The following is a 20,178-nucleotide window of genomic DNA, read 5'->3' as shown; positions in this document are numbered from 1 at the left end:
CAACATCAGGGAAAGAAGTCACCGAAATCGCCCGGCACTTCAGACTGCCGCAGGAAACGCGGTCGTCACGTATTTCCGGAAGGCGTCACGGCACCCGGTAGCCGAGCCTTTCGGCGTGCTCCCGCACGCGGTCGCGCGTCGCCATCGCCGCGAACCGGCGGGCGACCTCCTCGGCGCCGGGCATCGCGCGGGGCGTTCTCCCCACCGCTCCGGGACGGTGGATGCGCTGGTTCAGGACCGCGCGGTCGAGGGAACCCGCGGCCAGGCCCAGGTGCTCCTCCAGAGCGTCCACCGCGTCGGCCCGGCCGGCGCCCTCGGCCCCGTCGGCCCGGACCGACGCCAGCTCCTCGTAGGACAGGCGCAGCAGCCAGGGAGGGTCGGCGCCGGCCGTGTGGAACGAGTCGACCACCGTGAGCCAGTTGCCCATCGCCTCCGCGGTCAGGTCCGGTGTCCACCGGGTCACCTGTTCCTCCCACGACAGGAGGGACCTGAGCACGTCGAGGGGGTGTCGGACCAGGTGGACGACGCGCGCCCGGGGGTACAGGTCCACGAACCATTCCGCGAAGGAGTGCCCCAGACGGACCTCCTTGAACCCCCAGCGCGCGCCGGCCCCGCCCCGGGGGGCGTCGGCGAACGCGGTGTCGAACCACGCCCGCGCGGCCGAGCGGTAGGTTTCCGCCGGGGGGAGCACCACGGCGATGAACCCGGGCGGGCCCGCGGGCCCCACCTCCGCCGCGGCCTCGCGCGAGCGGTAGTCGCTGAGCGCCCGCATCGCGAGGTCGGCGTCCCGCAGTCCGAGGATGCCGGGTCCGGGCTCGCCCCACACCCACAGGTCCGGGCCGGAGGAGACGATCCGCTGGAGGAGGGTGCTCCCCGACCTCTGGCCGGAGCACAGGAGCAGGACCGGCCCGGGGTCGGCCGTGTCCTCAGGGGTCTGCGATTCGTTGCGGTGTGGGGGGTTCGTAGGCATGTCCGTGCTCCTTCCCGGCCCCGTCCCACGCGACACGCGGGCCGGCGCCCGAGCCGGACCCCGACGTCTCCGGCACCGGCAGGCCCGGCACGGCTCCCGTGCCCGCCCGGCGGTGGCCGCCGGTGACGGCGACCCGCTGTCCGACCACAGGGGGCGGGGGACGCGAGCCCGACGCCCCCGGAGCGGGCGGCGCCGGGCGCGCGGACGGCGCACCGCGGACGGGGCGGGCACGGGACCGACCCCTCCCGCGGCGGCGGGGCCCGGTCAGGCGGCGGCGCGGCGCATGTGGACCAGCGGGAACGGGCGGCCCTGGCCGTCGACCGGTGAGCGGCCCGTCTCCTCGAACCCCTGGGCGGCGTAGAAGCCGCGCGCGGAGGGGTTCTGCTCGTTGACGTCGAGGGTGAGGACCGGGTGCCGCTCCGCCGCCCAGGCCAGCAGGGCGCGTCCCACGCCGCGGCCCCGGGCGTCGTCGTGGACGAACAGCATGTCGATGTGGTGGCCGTCGAGGCCGATGAAGCCCAGGGGGCGGTCGCCGGGGTCCACGGCGACGTGGACGTCGTGGCGGGGCAGGTAGGAGTCCAGGATCCTCGCCTCGTAGTGGTCGACGTCCTCCCGTGTCAGGAAGGCGTGCGTGGCGACGACGGCGCTGCGCCAGATCCCCGCCAGGGCGGGGTGCTCGTCCGCTCCCGTGGACGGGCGCACCAGGACTGTGAGAGAAGAGGGCATACGCGCACCGTACCGGGGCCGCCCCCGCACGTCACGGGGTTATCCTCCGCGCCGGGCCCGTCGCGGAGCGCGCGGGGGCGCCGGGGAAGAGGACTACCCTGGCGGGGTCCCGAAGGCCGGACGGGCGCCCCCGTGCCGGCGCCCCGCCCCCTGGACGCCCCGACCCCCTGGAGACCTCCATGCCCTTCGGCCGCCTCGCCGTCCCCGCCTGTGTCGGGGCGATCCTCCTGACGGGCGCCTGCGCCGGCACGTCCGGCGCCCCGGCGGCCGGGCCCGCCGAGGAGTCGGCCCCCGACGCCTCGCCCGTCCCCGAGGGGCGGGGAGGCGGTGTCGCGGACGACGTCAACGGCGACGGCTTCCCGGACCTCCTCTTCCTGAGCTCCTACGGGGAGGAGGAGGGCGGCGTCGAGGGGGACCTGCGCCTGGTGGTCGTCCACGGCTCGCAGAACGGCCCCGAGCCGGCGACCCGCGCCGTCTTCGGGCCCGGGGTCGTGGGGGCCGCGGCCTCCGTCGGCGGCGGGAACGCCCTGCGGCCGGGCACCGCCGACCTGGACGGGGACGGCTACGCCGACATCCCCGTGTTCACCGGGTCCGCCCCCGGCAGCCTCGGGGCGACCGTCTCGGGCGGCCACCCCGGGATCGTCTGGGGCGGCCCCACCGGTCCCGACCCGCGGGAGGAGCCCGGCCCGGTGTCGGTTCCCGGCGGCTCCGCCGGGGAACCGGGCTCCGCGGGGGCGGCCCCGACCCCCGGCGACTTCGACGGCGACGGGCACGCCGACCTGGCCCTGGCGGAGGACTCCGCGACCGGCGCGGACGCGGCCGAACTGGTGGTGCTGTACGGCCCGTTCGACCGGGAGGGCGCGCCCGGGCGCACGGCCCGCAGACCGGTCGACCCCTGGCTCGGCGGACTCGTCGCCGCCCCCTCCGGGCCCGGCGGCGGGCCCACCCCGCTGCTCGTCCGGCACGGCAGCGACGGCGAACAGCCCGCCAACACCCTGCTCGTGACCGGCCCCGGCGACCCCGCGGGATGGGACGCCCTCGAACTGCTCCCCGGCTCCCTGTCCGCCTTCGGCGACTTCGACGGCGACGGGGAGACCGACGCGGCCGTCGGCGACGACGGGACCCGCAACGACGAGCCCGGCCACGGGACCGAGCCCGCCGAGGTCGACGGCAGGATGAACGTCTACCACGGCCCCTTCGGCCCGGAGGCCCCCGAGCCCCTCCCCGTGCCCCTGACCGGGACCGGGCCTTCCCTCAGCTACCACCAGCGCACGGTGGCCGCGTGCGACCTGGACGGGGACGGCGCGGACACGCTCGCGGTGGGGCTCGCCGGGCACGGCGTGGACCTGCTGGACGAGGACGGCGGGGAGTTCGCCGCGGCCGGGGGCCCGCCCCTGGTGCGCAGCGGGCCCGAGGACGGGCCGCGGGGCGCCGACTCCCCCGCCGCCCGGACGGCCGGGGTGTTCGCCTGCGCGGACCACGACGCCGACGGGTCGAACGAGCTGGTCCTGGCCTACGACCCGAGCGTGGACCGCTCCGCCCCGGTCCGCTGGTGGGTCACCGACGGGGACGCCGACGAGGGCGCGTTCGACAGCGGGGACTTCGGCGGCTGAGGCGGGCCGCGCCCACGGACGGCGGCACGGGCTGGGAGCATGCCCTCATGGCTTCCGCACCCGACCCCTCGCGGCTCCCCCCGCCCACCGCCCCGCCGCTCCCCGGGCCCGCCCTGATGCTCCAGGAGTGGCGGGACGTCGCCTTCTGGCACTGGCCGCTCCCTCCGCGGGAGGCGGCCCCGCTCCTGCCCCCGGGCACCCGGCCGGACGTCCTGGACGGCGTCACCTACGTCGGCGTCGTCGCCTTCCGCGTGGCGCGCACCCGCCTGCCGGGAGGGGTGCCCGGCGGCGGCTACGGCGAGGTCAACGTCCGGCTGTACTCCGTGGACGGCCTCGGGCGCCGTGGGGTGGTCTTCCTGTCGCTGGAGGCCTCCTCCGCGCACACCGTCCTCGCGGGGCGGGCGGCGGGGCTGCCGTACATGTGGTCGGACGTCAGCGTCGGCGCCGACGGCGACGGGGTGGCGTACGCGACCCGGCGGCGCCTGCCCCGGTCCCCGGGCCGGGCCCGGGGCCGCTTCCACCTGCGGGTGGGCGACCCGGTCGACGACCCGTCCCCCTTCGAGCGGTTCGTGACCGACCGGTGGGGGCTGCACACGCACCACGCGGGACGCACCCGGTGGGTGGCCGCCGCCCATCCGGACTGGCGGCTGTACCGGGCGAGCCCCCTCGGCTGGGACGAGACGCTCCTGGAGCGGGCGGGGGTCGCCCGGCCCCCGGGGGTTCCGAGCGTGCTGTTCTCACCGGGCACGGACACCCGGTTCGCGCCGGGCGGGGCCCTTCGGCGCCACCGGTGACCTCGATCCGCCCCGCCGCGCCACGGCGGGGCGGGGCCGCCCGGTCGGAGGGCGGGTCCGCGAACCCGGGGGCCGGGCCGCGGCCCGGCCCCCGTCAGGGGCGGGCGGAGCGGCCGAGGCCCGGGCGGCCCGTCGGCGAGGACGGGCCGCAGGGCCGCCGCGCGTGCCGGCGGGGCCGGACCGTGCGGGTCAGCAGGCCTCGTAGAGGTAGTCCTCGTGCTCCGGCCCGACCAGGTCCAGGTCGCGCAGGATCATCCGGGCGGGCGCGCCCTCGGCGTCACAGGCCTCGGCGAAGGTCATCCCCGCCTCCTCCAGGGCGTCGGGGTACTCCACCGCGATCACGTCGTCCCCGTAGACCCCGGTGTAGGCCGAGCACTCGCTCCAGACGGCGCAGTCCTCGGCCACGGCGAACTCGAAGCCGACCTCGTCCCTGCCCTTCCGGGTCACCTCGGCCGCGTTCTTCTGCCCGGCGGCCATGCCGTGCCCGTTGGCCAGGGCGACCAGCTCGGTGGCCAGCGCCAGGTTGTCGTCCTGGGTCAGCAGGCCCTGCGAGCGCAGGTCGGAGTCCAGGTTGTCGAACTCGACCGCGTCGAAGCCCTTCTCGGCGCAGGTCGCGATGGTCTCGGCGAGGATCTCCGCGATGTCGGCCCTCTTGTCCTCGTCGGAGGTGTCCAGGATCCGCTCGGCCGGCCACCCCGGGTCCACGACCGGTTCGCCGGAGGCGTCGCGCAGGATGAGGTCGGGGTGCTCGAGGAGCCACCACTCCAGGTCGCCCGGCTGGGTCTGGAACCCGTTGACGTAGCAGATCGAGTACATGTCCGGCGCGGGTTCGGCCGTGGAGTCGCGGACCACCGTCCCCACCCCGGCGGGGGGCTCGTAGGAGGCGCCGAGCTGGTAGTCGAAGGTGCCCTCGGGGAAGCCCTCGGCGGCCCCGGTCGCGCTCTCGTCGGCGACGTGGGCGACGGTCTCGGTCTCACCCGGTCCGGCGCAGGCCGAGGCGGTGGTCACGGCGAGGAGTGCCGCGAGGAGTCCGCCGGGGGCCGCTCGCCGGATCCGTCGTGGTGCGGGCATGGGTTGTCCGTTCTCGTCTGGCGGGGGGGTGTCCGCCGCGTCGTGGTGTCGTGCCGGGGAGTCTCCCCGGGCGGAGTTTGGTGGGGTTTCCTCCTGCGCGTCCAGTGTTCCGCACCGGCCACCGTCGTGATCTTCCGCACTCGCGTTCGGACGGCTCCGGGAGGAGCCGGTCCCGGGGTGCGCCTGCGACCCGCCGGGGCGTCCCGGCGAAGGCGCGTCCCGCGCCTGTGACCTGGACCTGCGCCCGGCGTTCCACCGGGCGGACGCGGCGCCGGCCGCCCCGGCCCGGCGGCGGCGCGCGAGGGGGGCTTTACCGCCGGGGAAGTTGAATTTTGAACGAGTTGCAGCACAGTGTATCTTCGCCGTTTCCGAGCGTTATATCCGTTCTGCGTTCGACTCCCCCGCGATGCGCTCGGTCCCGCCTCCACCCGACTGCCAGAAGGTTCGCGATGAACAAGACCGGCCCTCCCAGTACCAGCCCGGCGTTGAGCGCCCTCCTCGCGGACGTCCCCGGGGTCGAGAACGTGGTGCTCTGCACGGAGGGGGGCATGGTCCACACCCTGGCCCGGGGCGCCGACCGCCGCGGGGCTGACCAGCTCTCGGCCCTGGGCAGCTTCCTCTTCAGCGGCGCCGGGCGCATCGGCTCGCTGACGCGGTACGGCGCGGTCGACCACGTGGTGATCCGCCTCCGGGGAGGCGGATCGCTGCTCGTGCGCCCGGTCGGCGAGTTCCTGCGGGTCGTGATGCTGACCAGGGCCGACACCCCCCTGCCCCGGGCCGCGGTCGCCCTGGACGGGCTCGTCCGGGAGCTGGAGGGAGCCCTCCCGGCCCGCCGGTAGCCCGGCCCCCGGGAGGGCCCGCCCGGGGGCCGCGGGTCCGCGGCCCCCGGCGCGCCGTCAGGCCCTCCTGCCGACACCGCCGTACCGGTCCGCCTCCGCGGGCCGCCCGGCGCCCGCGACCGGGGGGCGCCGGCGACCGGGGGGCGCCGGCGGGTGACCGGGACCAGGCCCGGCCCCAGCGGTTCGAGCCCGTCCGGGACGCCGGCGCGCCGCCCGCCGGACACGGGTCCACGGGTCCGCACCCGACACCCCGGAACCGGCGCACCGCCCCCCGAGGAGTCCGGTGTCGGAGGATGTGGCGCGAAGACCCCGGACACTCACCACCCCACCTGCGACAATGGGCGCATGCCGAGTCCGCTGACCCGTGTGCCGCCCCTCGTCCGCGCCCGCGAGGCGGGCGGGTACGCCTACCTCCTGGCGTGGGTCGAGACGCGCGCCGGGCTCCGGGCGCGGATCACCTGGGTGGAGCAGTACCGCGAGGAGCCCTACCAGTGGCGCTGGGAGGTGGCCGAGGTCCCGGCCGCGCGGGTGACGCAGATGGCCGGACAGTCCTACCAGGGGGTCCCGCGCGAGCGGCGCGTGAGCGGCTGACCCTGGCCCCGCCGTGCGCGGACCGCGCCGGGACGCCGTCGCGCCTTCCATGGTCTAGAATTCGTACATAGGTTCGATTGTGTCGCTTCTTCCCCACCGGCACCAGGCCCGGACCGAGGCCCAGCACACCCGGGGGGACCGCGCATGCGGCACGACAGCGAGCACACGGACTTCGCCCACCTGGCGGTCGCCTCCTCGTTCTCGGCCCGCCACGGCACCTGCCCTCCCGAGCGCCTGGCCGCCCGCGCCGCCGACCTGGGACAGGACGTCCTCGCCCTCACCGACCGCGACGGCGTGTACGGCATGGTCCGGCACGTCGACGCCTGCCGCCGGGCGGGCATCCGTCCCGTGCTGGGCTGCGACCTGGCGCTGGCCTCCCCCGACGGCGGCCGGGTCACCCTCCTGGCCCGGGGCCGCACCGGCTGGGCGACCCTGTGCCGCCTCGTCACCCGCGCCCACGCCCACACGCGGTCCGCTCCGGAGGCGGGACACGGGCCCCGGCCGGAGCGGGGTCCCGGCCCCTCCGGCCCGCCGCGGGTCCCGGGGGCCCCGGCCCTCCCCCACGCGGCCGTGGCCGGCGACTCCTCGGGCGTGGTCGTGCTCCTGGGCCCGGACTCCGACGTCGGCGAGGCCGTCGCCCGGGAACGCCCCTCCCACGCCCGGCGGCTGCTCGCCCGCTGGAAGGACGCGGCCGAGGTCGCGATCGCCGTGGCCGACCACGGCCTGCCCGGGCAGCGGCGCACCGCCCGCGCCCTGCTGGCCCTGGCCGCCGAGACCCGCACCCTCGCCGTGCTCACCAACGCCGTCCGCTACCCCGTGGCGGAGGACGCCGAGGTGGCGCACGTCCTGGACCAGGCCCGGCGGTGGGCTCCCGGCGGCTCCCGGCCGGGCCCCGCCACGGACCGGGCCTACCTCAGGAGCGGCGCGGAGATGCTCGCCGTCGCCGACCGGCTGTGCGGCGGGGACACCGCCCGCGCCCGGCGCCTGATCGCCCACACCGCCGCCCTGGCCTCGTCCTGCGTCCTGGACCCCGCCGCCGACCTCGGCATGGGCGGCCTCCACCTGCCCTCCGTCCCCCACGCGTCCGACCGGCTCCTGCGTGCCTGCGAGGACGGCCTGGTCCGGCTCGGGCTGGGACGCGACCCCCGCGCCCTGCACCGGCTGTCCCAGGAGATGGAGGTCATCGAGAACAAGCGCCTGCCCGCCTACTTCCTGACCGTCGCCGACGCCGCCGCCCGCATCCGCGACAAGGGCATCCGCTGCTCCATCCGCGGCTCGGGCACCGGCAGCCTGGTCAACCACCTGCTGGGCGTCTCCGCCGTCAACCCGCTGGACCACGGGCTGCTGATGGAGAGGTTCCTGGGCCACGGCCGCCCGGGGCTGCCGGACATCGACCTGGACGTGGAGTCCGCCCGCAGGCTGGAGGCCTACGACGCGGTGTTCGGCGGCCACCCGGACGGGACGGCGTGCGTGTCGATGACGGAGACCTACCGTGCCCGCAGCGCCCTGCGGGAGGTGGGAGCGGCCCTGCGCCTGCCCCCGCTGGAGGTCGACCGGCTCGCCAAGGCCTTCCCCCACCTGAGGGCGAGCGGCATCCGCGAGGCCGCCCGGGAACTGCCCGAACTGCGGCGCTACGACGGCGCGGGCCTCGACGACCCCGCCACCCAGAACCTGTTCCGGCTGGCGGAGAGGCTGGACGGCCTGCCCCGGCACACGGCCATGCACCCGTGCGGCCTGGTCGTCTCCGACGGCTCCCTGCGCGACCGCGTCCCGGTCGAGCCCTCCCCGGCCGGCTACCCCGTGGTCCAGCTGGACAAGAACGGCGTGGAGCGGATGGGGCTCATCAAGCTGGACGTCATCGGGGTGCGCATGCAGTCGGCGCTGGCCCACGCGCGGTCCGAGGTGGAGCGCACCACCGGCCGGGCGCCGGACCTGGAGGCCCTGCCCCGGGACGGGGCGACCTACGCGATGATCGGGGCCTCGCTCACCCTGGGCTGCTTCCAGATCGAGTCGCCCGGCCAGCGCGAGCTCCTCAGCCGCCTGCGCCCCGCGGACATGGCCGACCTGATCGCCGACATCTCCCTGTTCCGCCCCGGGCCGGTCAAGAGCGACATGGTCACCCCCTACCTGTCGGCCCGCGACGGCGCGCCCCCGGCGCGGCCGCTCACCCCGCTCCTGGACGGCGTGCTCGCCGAGACCGGCGGGGTGGTGATCTGGCACGAGCAGATCATCACCCTGCTGCACGCCATGACCACCTGCGGACCGGACCGGGCCGAGGCGATGCGCCGGAGGCTCGGCACGGAGCAGGGGCGCGCCGACGTGCGGGAGGAGTTCACCTCCATGGCCTACGACTGCGGACACGACGAGGAGACCGTGGAACGCGCCTGGGAGGTCGTGGCCTCGTTCGGCTCCTTCGGGTTCTGCAAGGCGCACGCCGCCGCCTTCGCGCTGCCCACCTACCAGTCGGCGTGGCTCAAGCGGCACCACCCGGCCGCCTTCTACGCGGGGATCCTCACCCACGACCCCGGCATGTACCCGCGCCGCGTCCTGGTCGCCGACGCCCGCCGCTTCGGGGTCCCCGTCCTGGGCGTGGACGTCAATCGGTCCGGGCGCACGTGGCGGGCCGAGCGGGCGCCGGACGGGCGGTGGGGCGTGCGCGCGTCCCTGGCCGACGTCCGGGGCGTCACCGGGGCGGAGGTCGACCGGATCCTGGCGGAGCGGCCGTTCCTGTCGCTGCCGGACGCCGCGGAGCGGGCGCACCTGTCCCGCGAGGCGCTGGACAACCTGGTGCGGGTGGGCGCCTTCGACGCCCTGTCCGGGGTGGGCGGGGGGCCGGACGCCGTCCCGGGGCCGCGGGCGGCCGGCACGGGCGCGGAACCGCCCGGGGAGGGCGCGGGACAGCGGGCGGCCGGGCCTCCCGACCGCCGCGACCTGCTCCTCCAGGTGTCCGCCCTGGAGAGGTCCCGCAGGACGCGGACCGACCGGGGGCAGCTCCCGCTGCCGCTGGAGGGCACGGCGCCGGCGCGGGGGTCCCTCCCGGCGACCACCGCGGACGAGCGGGTCTCGGCCGAGCTGGAGGTGCTGGGCTACGAGGTGGAGCGGCACCTGCTCGACGGCTACGCCGACTTCCTCGCCTTCCTGGCGGTCCGCCACCGCCTGGTGCGCGCCCAGGACCTGCACCTGGTGCCCGCGGGCGAGGAGGTGCTGGTGGCGGGGGTGAAGGTGGCCACCCAGACCCCGGCGGTGCGGTCCGGGCAGCGGATCGTCTTCGCGACCGTGGACGACGCGACGGGGCTGGCCGACCTGACCTTCTTCGCCTCGGTGCAGCACCGGTGCGCGGCCACGGTGTTCTCCTGTCCGCTGCTGGCCGTGCGCGGCAGGGTGCGCCGGTCCGGGACGGGGATGGCGACGGTGACCGCCTCCCACGCCCACGACCTGGCCGTACTGCACCGCGTCTGGGAGGAGCGGGGCGCCGGCGCGCTGGCGGAGGCGCTGCGCGCGGACCCGTCCGCGCTCCCTCCGGGGCCGCCGCCGGGGCGCTCCGCCCCCGCGCCGTTCCCGGGGGCGGCGCGGCGCCGCCTGTGGCACGCGAGCCCCGGCAGCCCGGGGCGCTGACGCGGGGACCGGCGGTCCGCCCGCCGGGGCCGACTCCCGGTCCTCCGCGTCCGCCCCGGGCGTGCCCGCCCTCCGCCGCCGGGGGCGGCGGGCCTCAGGGCAGGATCGAGTCGACGTACCCTCCGTCGACGCGCAGGGCGCCGCCCGTCGTGGCCGAGGCCAGGGGCGAGCTGAGGTAGACGACCATGTTCGCGATCTCCTCCGGCTCGATCAGCCGCTGGAGGAGGGACTGCGGCCTGTGCTCCCGCATGAAGGCGCGCTGGGCCTCCTCCCACGGCAGGTCCCTGTCGACCAGCTGGTAGACGAACTCCTCCACGCCGCCCGTGTGCGTGGGGCCCGCGATCACGGAGTTGACCGTGACCCCCGTCCCCGCGGCCTCCTTGGCGAAGCCCCGGGACACCGAGAGCAGGGCGGTCTTGGTCACGCCGTAGTGGATCATCTCGGCGGGGACGACCACCGCCGAGTCGCTGGCGATGTTCAGCACCCGGCCCCAGGAGCGCTCCTTCATGCCCGGCAGGAGCCCGCGCGTCATGCGCACCGCCGTGAGGACGTTGACCTCGAAGTAACGCCGCCACTCGTCGTCGTCCACCTCCAGCGCGGGCCGGGCGCCGAAGATGCCGAGGTTGTTGACGAGGATGTCCGCGTGCCCCGCCGCGTCGAGGACGCGGCGCGCGCCCTCGTCGGTGGCGACGTCCCCCGGGGCGGCGACCAGCTCGGCCCCGGGGAGCTCCCGGCCCAGGCCCTCCAGCGCCCGGCCGACGGACTCCCCGGTCCGGCCGTTGACGGCGACCCGGGCCCCGGCGCGGGCCAGGCCCAGCGCGATGGCGAATCCGATGCCCTGGGTGGAACCGGTGACCAGGGCGGTCCTGCCGGACAGGTCGATGCGCATGCGGGGCTCCCTACCGTCGGAAGGCGGCTCCGGTGGGGCGGAGCGCCGCAGACGAAGGTAGTCGCGCGCGCGGCCCGCGCACAACGGCGACCCGCGGGCGCCGCCCTGCGGCGCGGGGCGGGCCCCCGGGCCGCCCGGCGGAGGCCCGGGGCGTCCTCCGGGCGTCAGGCCAGGGCGCGCAGGGTCTCGGCCAGCGGGGTGGTCGGGCGGCCGATCAGGCGGGACAGCTCACCGCCGGCGGCGGCCAGCTCCCCGTCGCGGATGTTGGCGTCCAGGGCGACGACGAACCCGGCGGTGCCCTCGTCCAGTCCGGCCGCGGTCAGCGCGGCCAGGTGCTCCTCGGGGGTGAGGTCGCGGTAGACGACCTCGCGGCCGAGCACCGCGCCGAGGTCCCGGGCCAGTTCCGGGTGGGTCCAGGCGGTGTCGCCGGAGAGCTCGTACACGGCCCCGGCGTGGGCCCCCGGGGCGCGGAGGACGGCCGAGGCGGCCTCGGCGTAGTCCTGCCGGGAGGCGCTGGCGACCCGTCCCCCGCCGGCGCTGCCGATGACGACGCCGCTCTCGCGGGCCAGATCGAGCTGCTGCCCGTAGTTCTCGTTGTACCAGCCGTTGCGCAGGATCGTGGCGGGGACGCCGGAGGCGGCGAGGACCTCCTCCGTGGCCTTGTGCTCGGGGGCCAGGACCAGGGTGGTGGCGTCGGCCCTGGGGGCGCTGGTGTAGACGATGTGCCCGATCCCGGCCTCCTTCGCGGCCTCGACGGCGTTGGTGTGCTGGGGCACCCGTCGGCCGACCTCGCTCCCGGAGATCAGGAGCAGGGTGTCGGCCCCCTGGAAGGCGGCCTTGAGCGCCTCCGGGTCGTCGAGGTCGGCGCGGGCGGTCCGCACACCGGTGGCGGCGAGCGCGGCCAGCCGGTCGGCGTCGCGGCCGGTCGCGGTGATCCGGTCGGCGGGGAGGCCGTGGGACAGGAGGTCGGCGACGACGAGGCGGCCGAGGTGGCCGGTGGCGCCGGTGATGACGACGGACATGCGGGTCCTTCCGATCGCTGGCCGGGGGTTCCCGGCCTTCGTGCGGTGGCAACAGGCCTGTTCTCGAGCGCATTCCAGAAGTCGTGTACGCACCTTTAAGTCAGGTACCCACCTTTTGGTAAGGTCCGGACATGGAGACGTCGCAGGAGAACCCGGCCGGCCCGTGGCCCCGGGGGGAGGTCCTGTCCTCGGACTGCCCCTCGCGGCGGCTGCTGGGGGACATCACCAGCAAGTGGGGGGTGCTCGTCCTGATCTCCCTCGCCGGGGGGCCGCTGCGCTGGAGCGGGCTGCTGCGCGCCATCGGCGGGATCAGCGAGAAGATGCTCGCCCAGACCCTGCGCACCTTCGAGGCCGACGGCCTGGTCCTGCGCGACGCCAGGCCGGTGGTCCCGCCGCACGTGGTCTACAGCCTCACCGCCGAGGGCCGCGAGGTGACCGCGCTGCTGCTGCCGCTCGTGGAGTGGGCCCAGGACCACGTCGCCGCACCGGGCACGGGGGCCGGGCCGGGCGGGGACGCGTAGGCCCCCGGGCGCCGGACGCGGAGGCGGCCGCGCGCAGCCCGCGCACGACGGTGACCCGCGGGCGCCGCCGGGCGGGCGCGGCCGCCGGTCCCCGTCCCACAGGACGACGGCACGCCTTTCCTTTTTCTCCTTTCACACCATTACCATCCACAACTCTTCCCCCAATTTTTCGGACACAGAGCCGAGCAACCGCTTTCCTTCGCCGCAAGCACGAGCCGACGGCAATACGCAACCCTTGACAAAAGGGTTTACCCGTGGTGCTCCCGCACCGGAACACGGTGGTCCATATCCCGACCTGCGGCCCGCCGGCAAAACACTTCCCGGCCCCGGCGACGAAGACCGGGAGCGCGAACGGAAAACCGCCCCACCGACCCGACCCGCGGAACGAAAAGGGAAATAACCCCTCCGGCACCATGCAAAACACCCTCAGCAGCAGAGGCAGGCATCCCAGCAGGTCACAGCGGTATTTCCCGGTTTCCCTTGACATCGCCCGAAGCAAATGGAAACTGATACTGCCGAACTTCGGCCCGGCGTCCCCCGCCGGACTTGCTCTCCCACCGTTCCCCGAGATCATGACCGGCCAGCACGAGGAGCCGACCACCGCCCACCTGCGCATAACCGGTCCATGATCGATATTTCGCGAGCGTCCCGCTCGTGCCACGCGAACGGCCCACCACCAACGTGCGAAACAGGGGCGATATCCTGATGCATGCGTTTCCCCAGGAAGGCGACACCGTCACCACGCGGCAGAAACAGTTCGCCGAATCCGGATACCTCGTCCTGCCGGGCCTGATCCCCGACCCCCTCCTCGACCGCCTCCTGCCCGAGGTCGACCGCTGGGTGGACGAGGGCCTGCGCGACCGCTCGATCGCCGCCTGTCTGGCCCCGGACGTGCACGGCCCTCCCCCTCTCCTGGAGCTGGAGCTGCCCGCCCACGGGCGGCTCCTCACCCACGAGCCGCTGCTGGAGGTCCTGTCCGAGCTCATGGGCCCCTCCTTCGTCTTCCACCACCTGCACAGCGACCGGCACGGGGCCGCGACCACCGGCAAGCCCTGGCACCACGACCACGAGTCCAACGACCGGGCGGACCGGGACCTGCTGATGGTGCACGCCCTGCACTACCTCGGCGGCCTCGACCGGACCGTCGGGAGCCTCGCGGTCCTGCCCGGCTCCCACCGCGAGCACGCGGACAAGACGGCCCGCGCCCACCTGGGGACCGCGGAGCTGCCGGGCGAAGTCGTCATCGACAGCCTCCCGCCCGGTTCCACCGTGCTGATGAACTCCGCCCTGTTCCACGCCCGCAGACCCGCCGGCCCCGCCCCCTCCCGCCCCCGCTACTTCGTCGACGCGTCGTACTGCCAGGCCGGCGCCCGGTGGCGGCCCGTGAAGCCCTACTGGCGGTACATGCTCTCCCGCGCCCGCGAGCTCGACCTGGGCGGCGGGCGGTGGCCCGAGCTGTTCTCCGCCCGGCACTTCACCGAGTACGCGGCGGCCGAGCGGGGGGCCACCGCGTGAGGCTCGTCCACCCGGTCACGTACGACCAGGTGAGGGCGGTGTACCTGCGCGACCATCCCGCCGACCGGCCCCACGCCGCCAACTCCAACCGCGACGGGGAGAAGGCCCTGGCCATGGCTGAGGACCTGCTCGGCGCCTGGTCCCTGGTCCGGCTGACGAGGGAGGAGGTGCTCGGCGTGGTCCTGCCCTGGCACCTGAGCGAGGGGGGCTCGGTCGAGCTGGTGCCCCGGTCCGGCCTGACGGTCGGCGAGGCCGCGGACCGGATCCGCGCGGGCGGTCCGGGCATGGCCGCCGCCAACCCGGTCTGCGCGCGGAAGCTGGAGCTGTTCCGGAGCGCGCCCCTGACCCCCGTCTACCTGAGCACACGCCCGGTGCCGCACTCCGACTACGGGGACCTCCGCGTCCGCACCGGCCTCATCCACCTGGACGGCCTGCACCGCATGATCGCCTGGGAGCTGTCCCGGCGCCTGTCCCCCGGGGAGCCGCTGGAGGCGTTCGTGGCAGGCTCCCCCGTCCCGGCCACGCACCCGCCGCACCGCCGCCCCGACACCGCGCGAACCGGAGGCCCACGCCCTTGACCCGTACGATGCGTCCCGCGCTCTCCCTCCCCGACCTGCTCACCCGGGGGGCCCGGTCCCATCCGGACCGGACGGCGCTGACCGACGGCGTCCGCTCCCTCGACTACCGCGCGCTCCACGCCGCGTCCGGTCGCGTCGCCGCCCACCTGCACGGCCTCGGCGCCGGGCGCGGCGACCGGGTGGCGGTGATCGGCCCCCGCGACGGCCGCGTGTGCGCACTGCTGTACGGCGTCCTGCGCTCGGGCGCCGCCGCGGTGCTCATCGACCCCTCGTGGAGCGCGGCCGACGTGCGGGCGCGCCTGGACGCCGTCGCCGTGCGGCACGTGCTCGGCACCGACGGGGCGGTGCCGTCGCCCGAGGGGTACCGCGCCGAGGTGCTGGACGTGGACGCGCTGGCCGCCGCGGGGCCGGTCGACCCGCCGGTGCCGGCCGCCGCGCCGGGGAGCGAACCGGCCTCGGACGCGGCCTACCTGTCCTTCACGTCGGGGTCCAGCGGGGAGCCCAAGGCCGTCGCGGTGACCCACGCCAACGCCGTCCACTACGCCCGTTCGCTGCGCCGCCGGCTGGGGCTGACCCGCGCGGACGCGCCGTGCGTCGCGCACGTCACGACGATGGCGGCCGACCTCGGCCACACCTCGTGGCTGCTCGCCCTGGCCACGGGCGGATCGGTGCACGTGGTGCCCGACCACGAGACCCGCGACCCCGAGGCGTTCTGGGCGTCCCTGGCCGGCGCCGGGGTGTCGGTGCTCAAGACGACCCCCTCGCACCTGACCGCCCTGTTGGAGGGGCGGCCCCCCGGGAGCCCGCCGCTGAGCACGCTGCTGCTGGGCGGTGAGACGCTCCCCCGCTCCCTCGCCGCCGGCCTCCTCGCCGGGGGCGTGGCGGACCGCGTGGTCAACCACTACGGGCCCACGGAGACCACGATCGGCGCGACGTGCTTCGTCGCCGACTCCCCCGCCGACCTTCCGGCGGACGAGGCGACGGTCCCGGTCGGCACGGCGCTCGGGGACGTCTCCCTGCGCCTGCTCGGCCCCGACGGCCTGCCGGTCCCCGACGGGGTGGAGGGGGAGCTCCTCATCGGCGGGCGCGGGGTCACCGCCGGCTACCACGGCCGCCCCGACGAGACGGCGCTCCGCTTCGTCCGGCACGACGGGGAGCGGGTGTACCGGACCGGCGACACGTGCCGCCGCCGCCCGGACGGGAACCTCGTCTTCACGGGCCGGACGGACCGCCAGGTCAAGATCCGGGGCTTCCGGGTGGACCCGGCCGAGGTGGAGTGGGTGATCGGCGAGTTCCCCGGCGTCGGCCAGTCCGCGGTGTTCGTGCGGGAGACCTCCTCGGGGGGACAGCTCCTGGCCGCGGTGCGCCCGGCGGCCGGGCACGACGAGGGGTTCGTGCTCGACGCGCTCCGCTCCCACCTGCGCGACAGGCTGCCCGGGTACTCGATCCCGCAGCCGATCGTCGCCCTGCCCGACTTCCCGACCGGCCCGAACGGCAAGCTCGACCGCGACCGCCTGGCCGCGGTCGTGGACGGGGTCCTGGAGAGCGGGGGCAGGCGGGCCGCCCCCGGCCGGGGCGCGGCGCCGGAGCGGATCGGGATGCCCCTGGTGCGGGCGGTCGCGGAGCTGTGGGCGGGCGCGCTGGGCCTGCCCTTCGTCGACCCGCACGCCGACGTGCTCGAACTCGGCGGCGACTCGATCCTGGCCATGCGCACGGTCACGCTGCTGCGGCGGTCCGGGTACCGCGTGGCGTTCGAGGACTTCTACCGGAACCCGACCCCGATGCTCCTGGCCTCCGCCGCCCGGCCCGCGGGCGAGGACGCGGAGGGCGGCGGGGACGCGGGAGCGGAGGGGCCCGGGGAGGGCGGCGCGCTCGCGCCGGCCCAGCGCTGGCTGTTCCGGCAGCGCCTCGGGGACCACCGGCACTGGAACCAGTCCGCCGTGCTGTGCTGCGGGGTTCCGGTGGACGCGGCGGCCCTCTCCGCGGCGGTGGAGGACGTGCTGCGGCGCCACCCGGCGCTGCGGCAGCCGGTGGGCCCCGAGGGCCCCGGGGTCCCCCGCCCCGCCGAGGACGTGGACGCGGTGACCTTCTCCTCCCTGCCCCGCACCACGGGCCATCTGGCGGAGGCGGTCGAGGCCACGTGCTCCGAGCTGCAGCGCGGCATGGACCCGCGGGCCGGACGCCTGATCCGGGTCCACCTGTTCTCCGGCGGGCACGGCGTCCGGGACCGGCTCGCGGTGATCGTCCACCACCTGGCCGTCGACGGCCTGTCCTGGCGGATCCTGCTCGACGACCTCGCCCACGCCTACCGGGCGGCCCTCTCCGGGCAGCGGGCCGACCTGCCGCCCACGGCCGACTTCTACCGGTGGGCGGCGAAGGCCCCGCCGCCTCCCCCCGTGCCGGAGCGGGCCGTGCCGGAGGCCGCCGGGGACTCCCCGGCCGGCGTCGGCGCGCACCGCGCGGGCGGCGCGAGCGGCACGGGCGGCGCGAGCGGCACGGGCGGTTCCGGCGACGCGAAGAGCCCCGGCGGGGAGGGCGGCGCGAACGGCGCACCCGGAACCGGCCGCGCGAACGGCACGGGGACCGGAGGGAACGCAGGGGGCGCGAACGGCACGGGGAACGCGGGCACCGCCGCAGCCACCGAGCCGGTGGCCCTCACCTGGGCCCTGGACGAGAGCGCCACCGCCCGGCTCGTCCGGCGCCACGGGCGGGCCCAGCGCCTGGAGGCGTTCCTGCTGACGGCCCTGGCCGAGGCGGCCCTGCGCTGGAGCGGCCGGCCGCGCCTGGGGGTGGAGGTGGAGACCCACGGCCGCGACACCACCGGCGAGGGCGGCGACCACATGGACACCGTCGGCTGGTTCACGGCGGTCAAGCACGTGGTCGTCGACCACCCCGTCCGGGCGGTGCGGGCCGGGCCGGCGGACGCCGTCCGCGGGTCCCGGCGCGACGACCGCGCCGGCCGGACCGCCTCCGCCCCGGCCCTGCCGTGGACGGGCGGCCGCCCGGCGGGCGCGGAGACCGTGGCCGAGCGGGCGGGCGAGGTCGAGCGCCGCGTGCGGGAGGCCCCGGAGCTGCCGATGGACGCGCCGGGCCCGCGCCCCGACGTGGGGTTCAACTTCCTGGGCACGTTCGAGCTGCCGGACGAGCCGTCGCTGCGGTGGTCCGTCGCGCCCGAGGCGGGCGGGGCGGCGCGCTGCCCCGACGGCGATCCCCTGTACCGGATGCGCCTGACCGCCCGCATCGTCGAGGGGAGGCTGGTGACCGACCTCGTGTACGCGTGGCCGCGGCTGTCCCACGACGCGGCCCACGGCGTCGTCGCGTCCTTCGGCCGCGCCGTGGCGGCCGAGGCGGGCGCCACGCCCCTGCCCCACACCAGGTCCCCCGTCTCGACCTCCGGGCGGCTGCTGTACGACGGCTCCGTCCGGCCCGCGCCGCGCGCGCGGGTCACCGGCGAGCCGGTGCGGGTCCTGCTCACCGGCGCCACCGGCTACGTGGGGAGGCACCTGCTCCCCGCGCTCACCGCCCGGGGCGCCCGGGTCACGTGCCTGGTGCGGGGCGGGCGCGACGCCGACGCCGCGCTGCGGCTCCCTCCGGGCCCGGAGGGCTCCGGGGCCGGCCGGGGCGGGTTCGACGTGGTCGCGGGCGACATCGACCGCGAGGGCCTGGGCCTGTCCCCCGAGGCCCTCGCCCGCGTGCGGGACGTGCAGGCGGTCGTGCACGCGGCCGCGGACGTGCGCCTCGTGGCCCCGCCCGCCGACCTGGAGCGCACCAACGTCGCCGCGGTCCGGCGGCTGCTCGGGTGGGTCGACGCGCAGGTCCCCGGCGCCCGGCTGCACCACCTGTCGACCCTGGCCGTCGCCGGTGGCGTGGAGGGGCCGGCCCGCCGGTTCAGCGAGGCGGACCTGCGGATCGGCCAGGGGTTCCGCACCCCCTACGAGAGGACGAAGTTCGCGGCCGAGGAGCTCGTCCGCGCCTGGGCCGCGTCGGGCCGCCAGTGCTACGTCCACCGCAGCGGGCACGTCGCGGCGCACAGCGCCACGGGGGCCTTCCAGGCCAACGTGGAGGACAACAGGGTCTACCAGCTGGTCCGCGGCTACGTCCTGGCCGGGGCGGCGCCGAGCCGGCCCGGGGAGACCTTCGCGTTCTCCCACGTCGACACGGTGGCGGCCGGGATCGCGGCGATCGTGGCGAACCCGTACGCGGCCCCGGGCGCCTACCACGTCGAGACGCCGCACACGGTGCCCCACGACGAGCTCGTGTCCTGGCTCGTCGGCCTGGGGTACCCGATCGAGCTGACCGGCGAGGACGCGTTCGCCGCCGCCCTGGCCCGGGTGGAGCGGACCAGGCCGACCGCCGCGCGGCTGGCCTCGGCGTGGTCGCAGCTGGAGGACCGCAACGTCGTGGTGGACAGCTCCTCCACCGCGGCCGCGCTCGACCGTGTCGGCGTGCGCTTCGCCCCGCCGACCCCTGCCTGGTGGTCCGCCGCCATGGCGTGGGCCGCCGGTGTCGGCTTCCTGCCGGAACCGGGTGCCGATGTTCACGACGAAGGGAACGATCCTCACCATGACCGATGACACCGTGACAGAGATCGGCTGGGGCAGCACGACCCTGGACACCCGTCGAGCGCTGTGGTCGCAGCCGCTCGGGGACGAGGACAGGCGCCTGCTCTGGGCGGACGCCACCGCCGGGAGGTGGGACGGGGCCGCGCACGTGCGCGACGGGCTCCGCGCCTTCACGGAGGAGAGCATCCGCTCGGTGGGCTTCGCCCACGTGCCCAACCTGATGGACGCCTCCGCGGACGGCGAGGAGATCGTGCGGGCCCTGTCCTTCGTGATGCGGGACTTCGGCGAGATCATCCCGCAGAACGCCCAGGGCGACCTGTGGCAGGTCCTGCGCGACCGGGACGGGGACGGGGCCACCGAGCTGGGGTTCCACTGCGACACCTGCGACGTGCTCGTCCTGCTCTGCCTCCAGCCCGCGGTGCTGGGCGGCGGCGACACCAAGCTGGCGAGCGCGCGGTACGTGCGGGAGATCATCGAGCGCGAGCGCCCGGACGTCCTGGCGACCCTGGAGGAGGACTGGACCTTCGACCGGACGGGGCGGGCCGGGCAGCAGGTCATCGTCTCCCCGATCCTGTTCACCCAGGAGGACGGGACGGTGGGCTGCTACTACCAGACCCGTACCGTGCGCACCTCGCCGGAGAGGGGCGGGCCGCCCCTGACCGAGCGCCAGTGGGAGGCCCTCGACGTCCTCGACGAGGTCCTCTACCGGCCGGAGATCGCCTTCGGCCTGCGGCTGGCGGCGGGCGACCTGCTGCTCATCCGCAACAGCCGTGTCCTGCACGGGCGCTCCCCCTACGTGGACGAGCCCGGCCCCCGCGCGCGCCGGGTGCTGCGGGCGTGGATGAACACGGGCAGCCGGTGAGCCCCCGCGG

The 20,178-nt window shown here is 76.4% G+C and carries 15 protein-coding genes; 10 read left to right on the top strand and 5 right to left on the bottom strand.

The genetic code is table 11. The features are described 5' to 3' along the window. Positions 1-85 precede the first annotated feature (85 nt). The gene (locus ACQPYD_RS13380) at positions 86-970 is read right to left on the bottom strand and encodes a sulfotransferase (protein ID WP_433701305.1); all 885 of its coding nucleotides are present in this window, start codon (positions 968-970) and stop codon (positions 86-88) included. Positions 971-1,234: 264 nt separating this feature from the next. Beyond that, positions 1,235-1,696, bottom strand: a complete 462-nt coding sequence (locus ACQPYD_RS13375; protein WP_433701304.1) for an acetyltransferase — start codon at positions 1,694-1,696, stop codon at positions 1,235-1,237. Between the two features lie 179 nt (positions 1,697-1,875). Here ACQPYD_RS13375 and ACQPYD_RS13370 point away from each other — a divergent pair, with 179 nt between their 5' ends. Next, on the top strand, positions 1,876-3,309 hold the full coding sequence (locus ACQPYD_RS13370; protein ID WP_433701303.1) for an FG-GAP repeat domain-containing protein: 1,434 nt from the start codon (positions 1,876-1,878) through the stop codon (positions 3,307-3,309). Between the two features lie 47 nt (positions 3,310-3,356). Then, positions 3,357-4,103, top strand: a complete 747-nt coding sequence (locus ACQPYD_RS13365) for a YqjF family protein (protein ID WP_433701302.1) — start codon at positions 3,357-3,359, stop codon at positions 4,101-4,103. Between the two features lie 189 nt (positions 4,104-4,292). Here ACQPYD_RS13365 and ACQPYD_RS13360 read toward each other — a convergent pair whose 3' ends face one another. Then, positions 4,293-5,174 carry an endo alpha-1,4 polygalactosaminidase gene (locus tag ACQPYD_RS13360; protein WP_433701301.1) on the bottom strand — a complete coding sequence of 294 codons (882 nt, stop codon included), beginning with the start codon at positions 5,172-5,174 and terminating at the stop codon, positions 4,293-4,295. Between the two features lie 449 nt (positions 5,175-5,623). Here ACQPYD_RS13360 and ACQPYD_RS13355 point away from each other — a divergent pair, with 449 nt between their 5' ends. The 3 genes from ACQPYD_RS13355 to ACQPYD_RS13345 all read left to right on the top strand — a co-directional run bounded on the left by ACQPYD_RS13355 (position 5,624) and on the right by ACQPYD_RS13345 (position 10,219). Further along, the gene (locus ACQPYD_RS13355) at positions 5,624-6,013 is read left to right on the top strand and encodes a roadblock/LC7 domain-containing protein (RefSeq protein ID WP_433701300.1); all 390 of its coding nucleotides are present in this window, start codon (positions 5,624-5,626) and stop codon (positions 6,011-6,013) included. A gap of 345 nt (positions 6,014-6,358) precedes the next feature. Then, entirely contained in the window at positions 6,359-6,604 is a 246-nt protein-coding gene (locus ACQPYD_RS13350) for a hypothetical protein (protein WP_330160053.1), read from the top strand. Between the two features lie 144 nt (positions 6,605-6,748). Then, positions 6,749-10,219: a PHP domain-containing protein gene (locus ACQPYD_RS13345; RefSeq protein WP_433701299.1), complete on the top strand. Its 3,471-nt coding sequence runs from the start codon at positions 6,749-6,751 to the stop codon at positions 10,217-10,219. A 94-nt stretch (positions 10,220-10,313) separates the two neighbouring features. Here ACQPYD_RS13345 and ACQPYD_RS13340 read toward each other — a convergent pair whose 3' ends face one another. Continuing rightward, a complete protein-coding gene (locus tag ACQPYD_RS13340) occupies positions 10,314-11,108 on the bottom strand; it encodes an SDR family NAD(P)-dependent oxidoreductase (protein ID WP_433701298.1) in 795 nt (264 codons plus the stop codon). A gap of 164 nt (positions 11,109-11,272) precedes the next feature. Next, entirely contained in the window at positions 11,273-12,130 is an 858-nt protein-coding gene (locus ACQPYD_RS13335) for an SDR family oxidoreductase (protein ID WP_433701297.1), read from the bottom strand. A gap of 131 nt (positions 12,131-12,261) precedes the next feature. Here ACQPYD_RS13335 and ACQPYD_RS13330 point away from each other — a divergent pair, with 131 nt between their 5' ends. The 5 genes from ACQPYD_RS13330 to ACQPYD_RS13310 all read left to right on the top strand — a co-directional run bounded on the left by ACQPYD_RS13330 (position 12,262) and on the right by ACQPYD_RS13310 (position 20,168). Then, on the top strand, positions 12,262-12,651 hold the full coding sequence (locus ACQPYD_RS13330) for a winged helix-turn-helix transcriptional regulator (protein ID WP_433701296.1): 390 nt from the start codon (positions 12,262-12,264) through the stop codon (positions 12,649-12,651). A 705-nt stretch (positions 12,652-13,356) separates the two neighbouring features. Then, positions 13,357-14,166, top strand: a complete 810-nt coding sequence (locus tag ACQPYD_RS13325) for a phytanoyl-CoA dioxygenase family protein (protein ID WP_433701295.1) — start codon at positions 13,357-13,359, stop codon at positions 14,164-14,166. Further along, positions 14,163-14,744, top strand: coding sequence for a DUF6309 family protein (locus ACQPYD_RS13320; protein WP_433701294.1), 582 nt, complete (start codon positions 14,163-14,165; stop codon positions 14,742-14,744). Before ACQPYD_RS13325 ends, ACQPYD_RS13320 begins: the two co-directional genes overlap by 4 nt. Beyond that, positions 14,741-19,318 carry an AMP-binding protein gene (locus ACQPYD_RS13315; protein WP_433701293.1) on the top strand — a complete coding sequence of 1,526 codons (4,578 nt, stop codon included), beginning with the start codon at positions 14,741-14,743 and terminating at the stop codon, positions 19,316-19,318. The genes ACQPYD_RS13320 and ACQPYD_RS13315 overlap by 4 nt, the downstream gene beginning before the upstream one ends. After that, positions 19,308-20,168, top strand: coding sequence for a TauD/TfdA family dioxygenase (locus ACQPYD_RS13310; protein WP_433701292.1), 861 nt, complete (start codon positions 19,308-19,310; stop codon positions 20,166-20,168). The genes ACQPYD_RS13315 and ACQPYD_RS13310 overlap by 11 nt, the downstream gene beginning before the upstream one ends. The last annotated feature ends 10 nt before the right edge of the window (positions 20,169-20,178 follow it).

It is taken from the genome of Nocardiopsis sp. CA-288880, assembly GCF_050955985.1.
Taxonomy (GTDB): Bacteria; Actinomycetota; Actinomycetes; order Streptosporangiales; family Streptosporangiaceae; genus Nocardiopsis; species Nocardiopsis tropica.
Note: the sequence above shows the minus strand (reverse complement) of the source record. Positions and strands in the feature narration are given on the sequence as shown.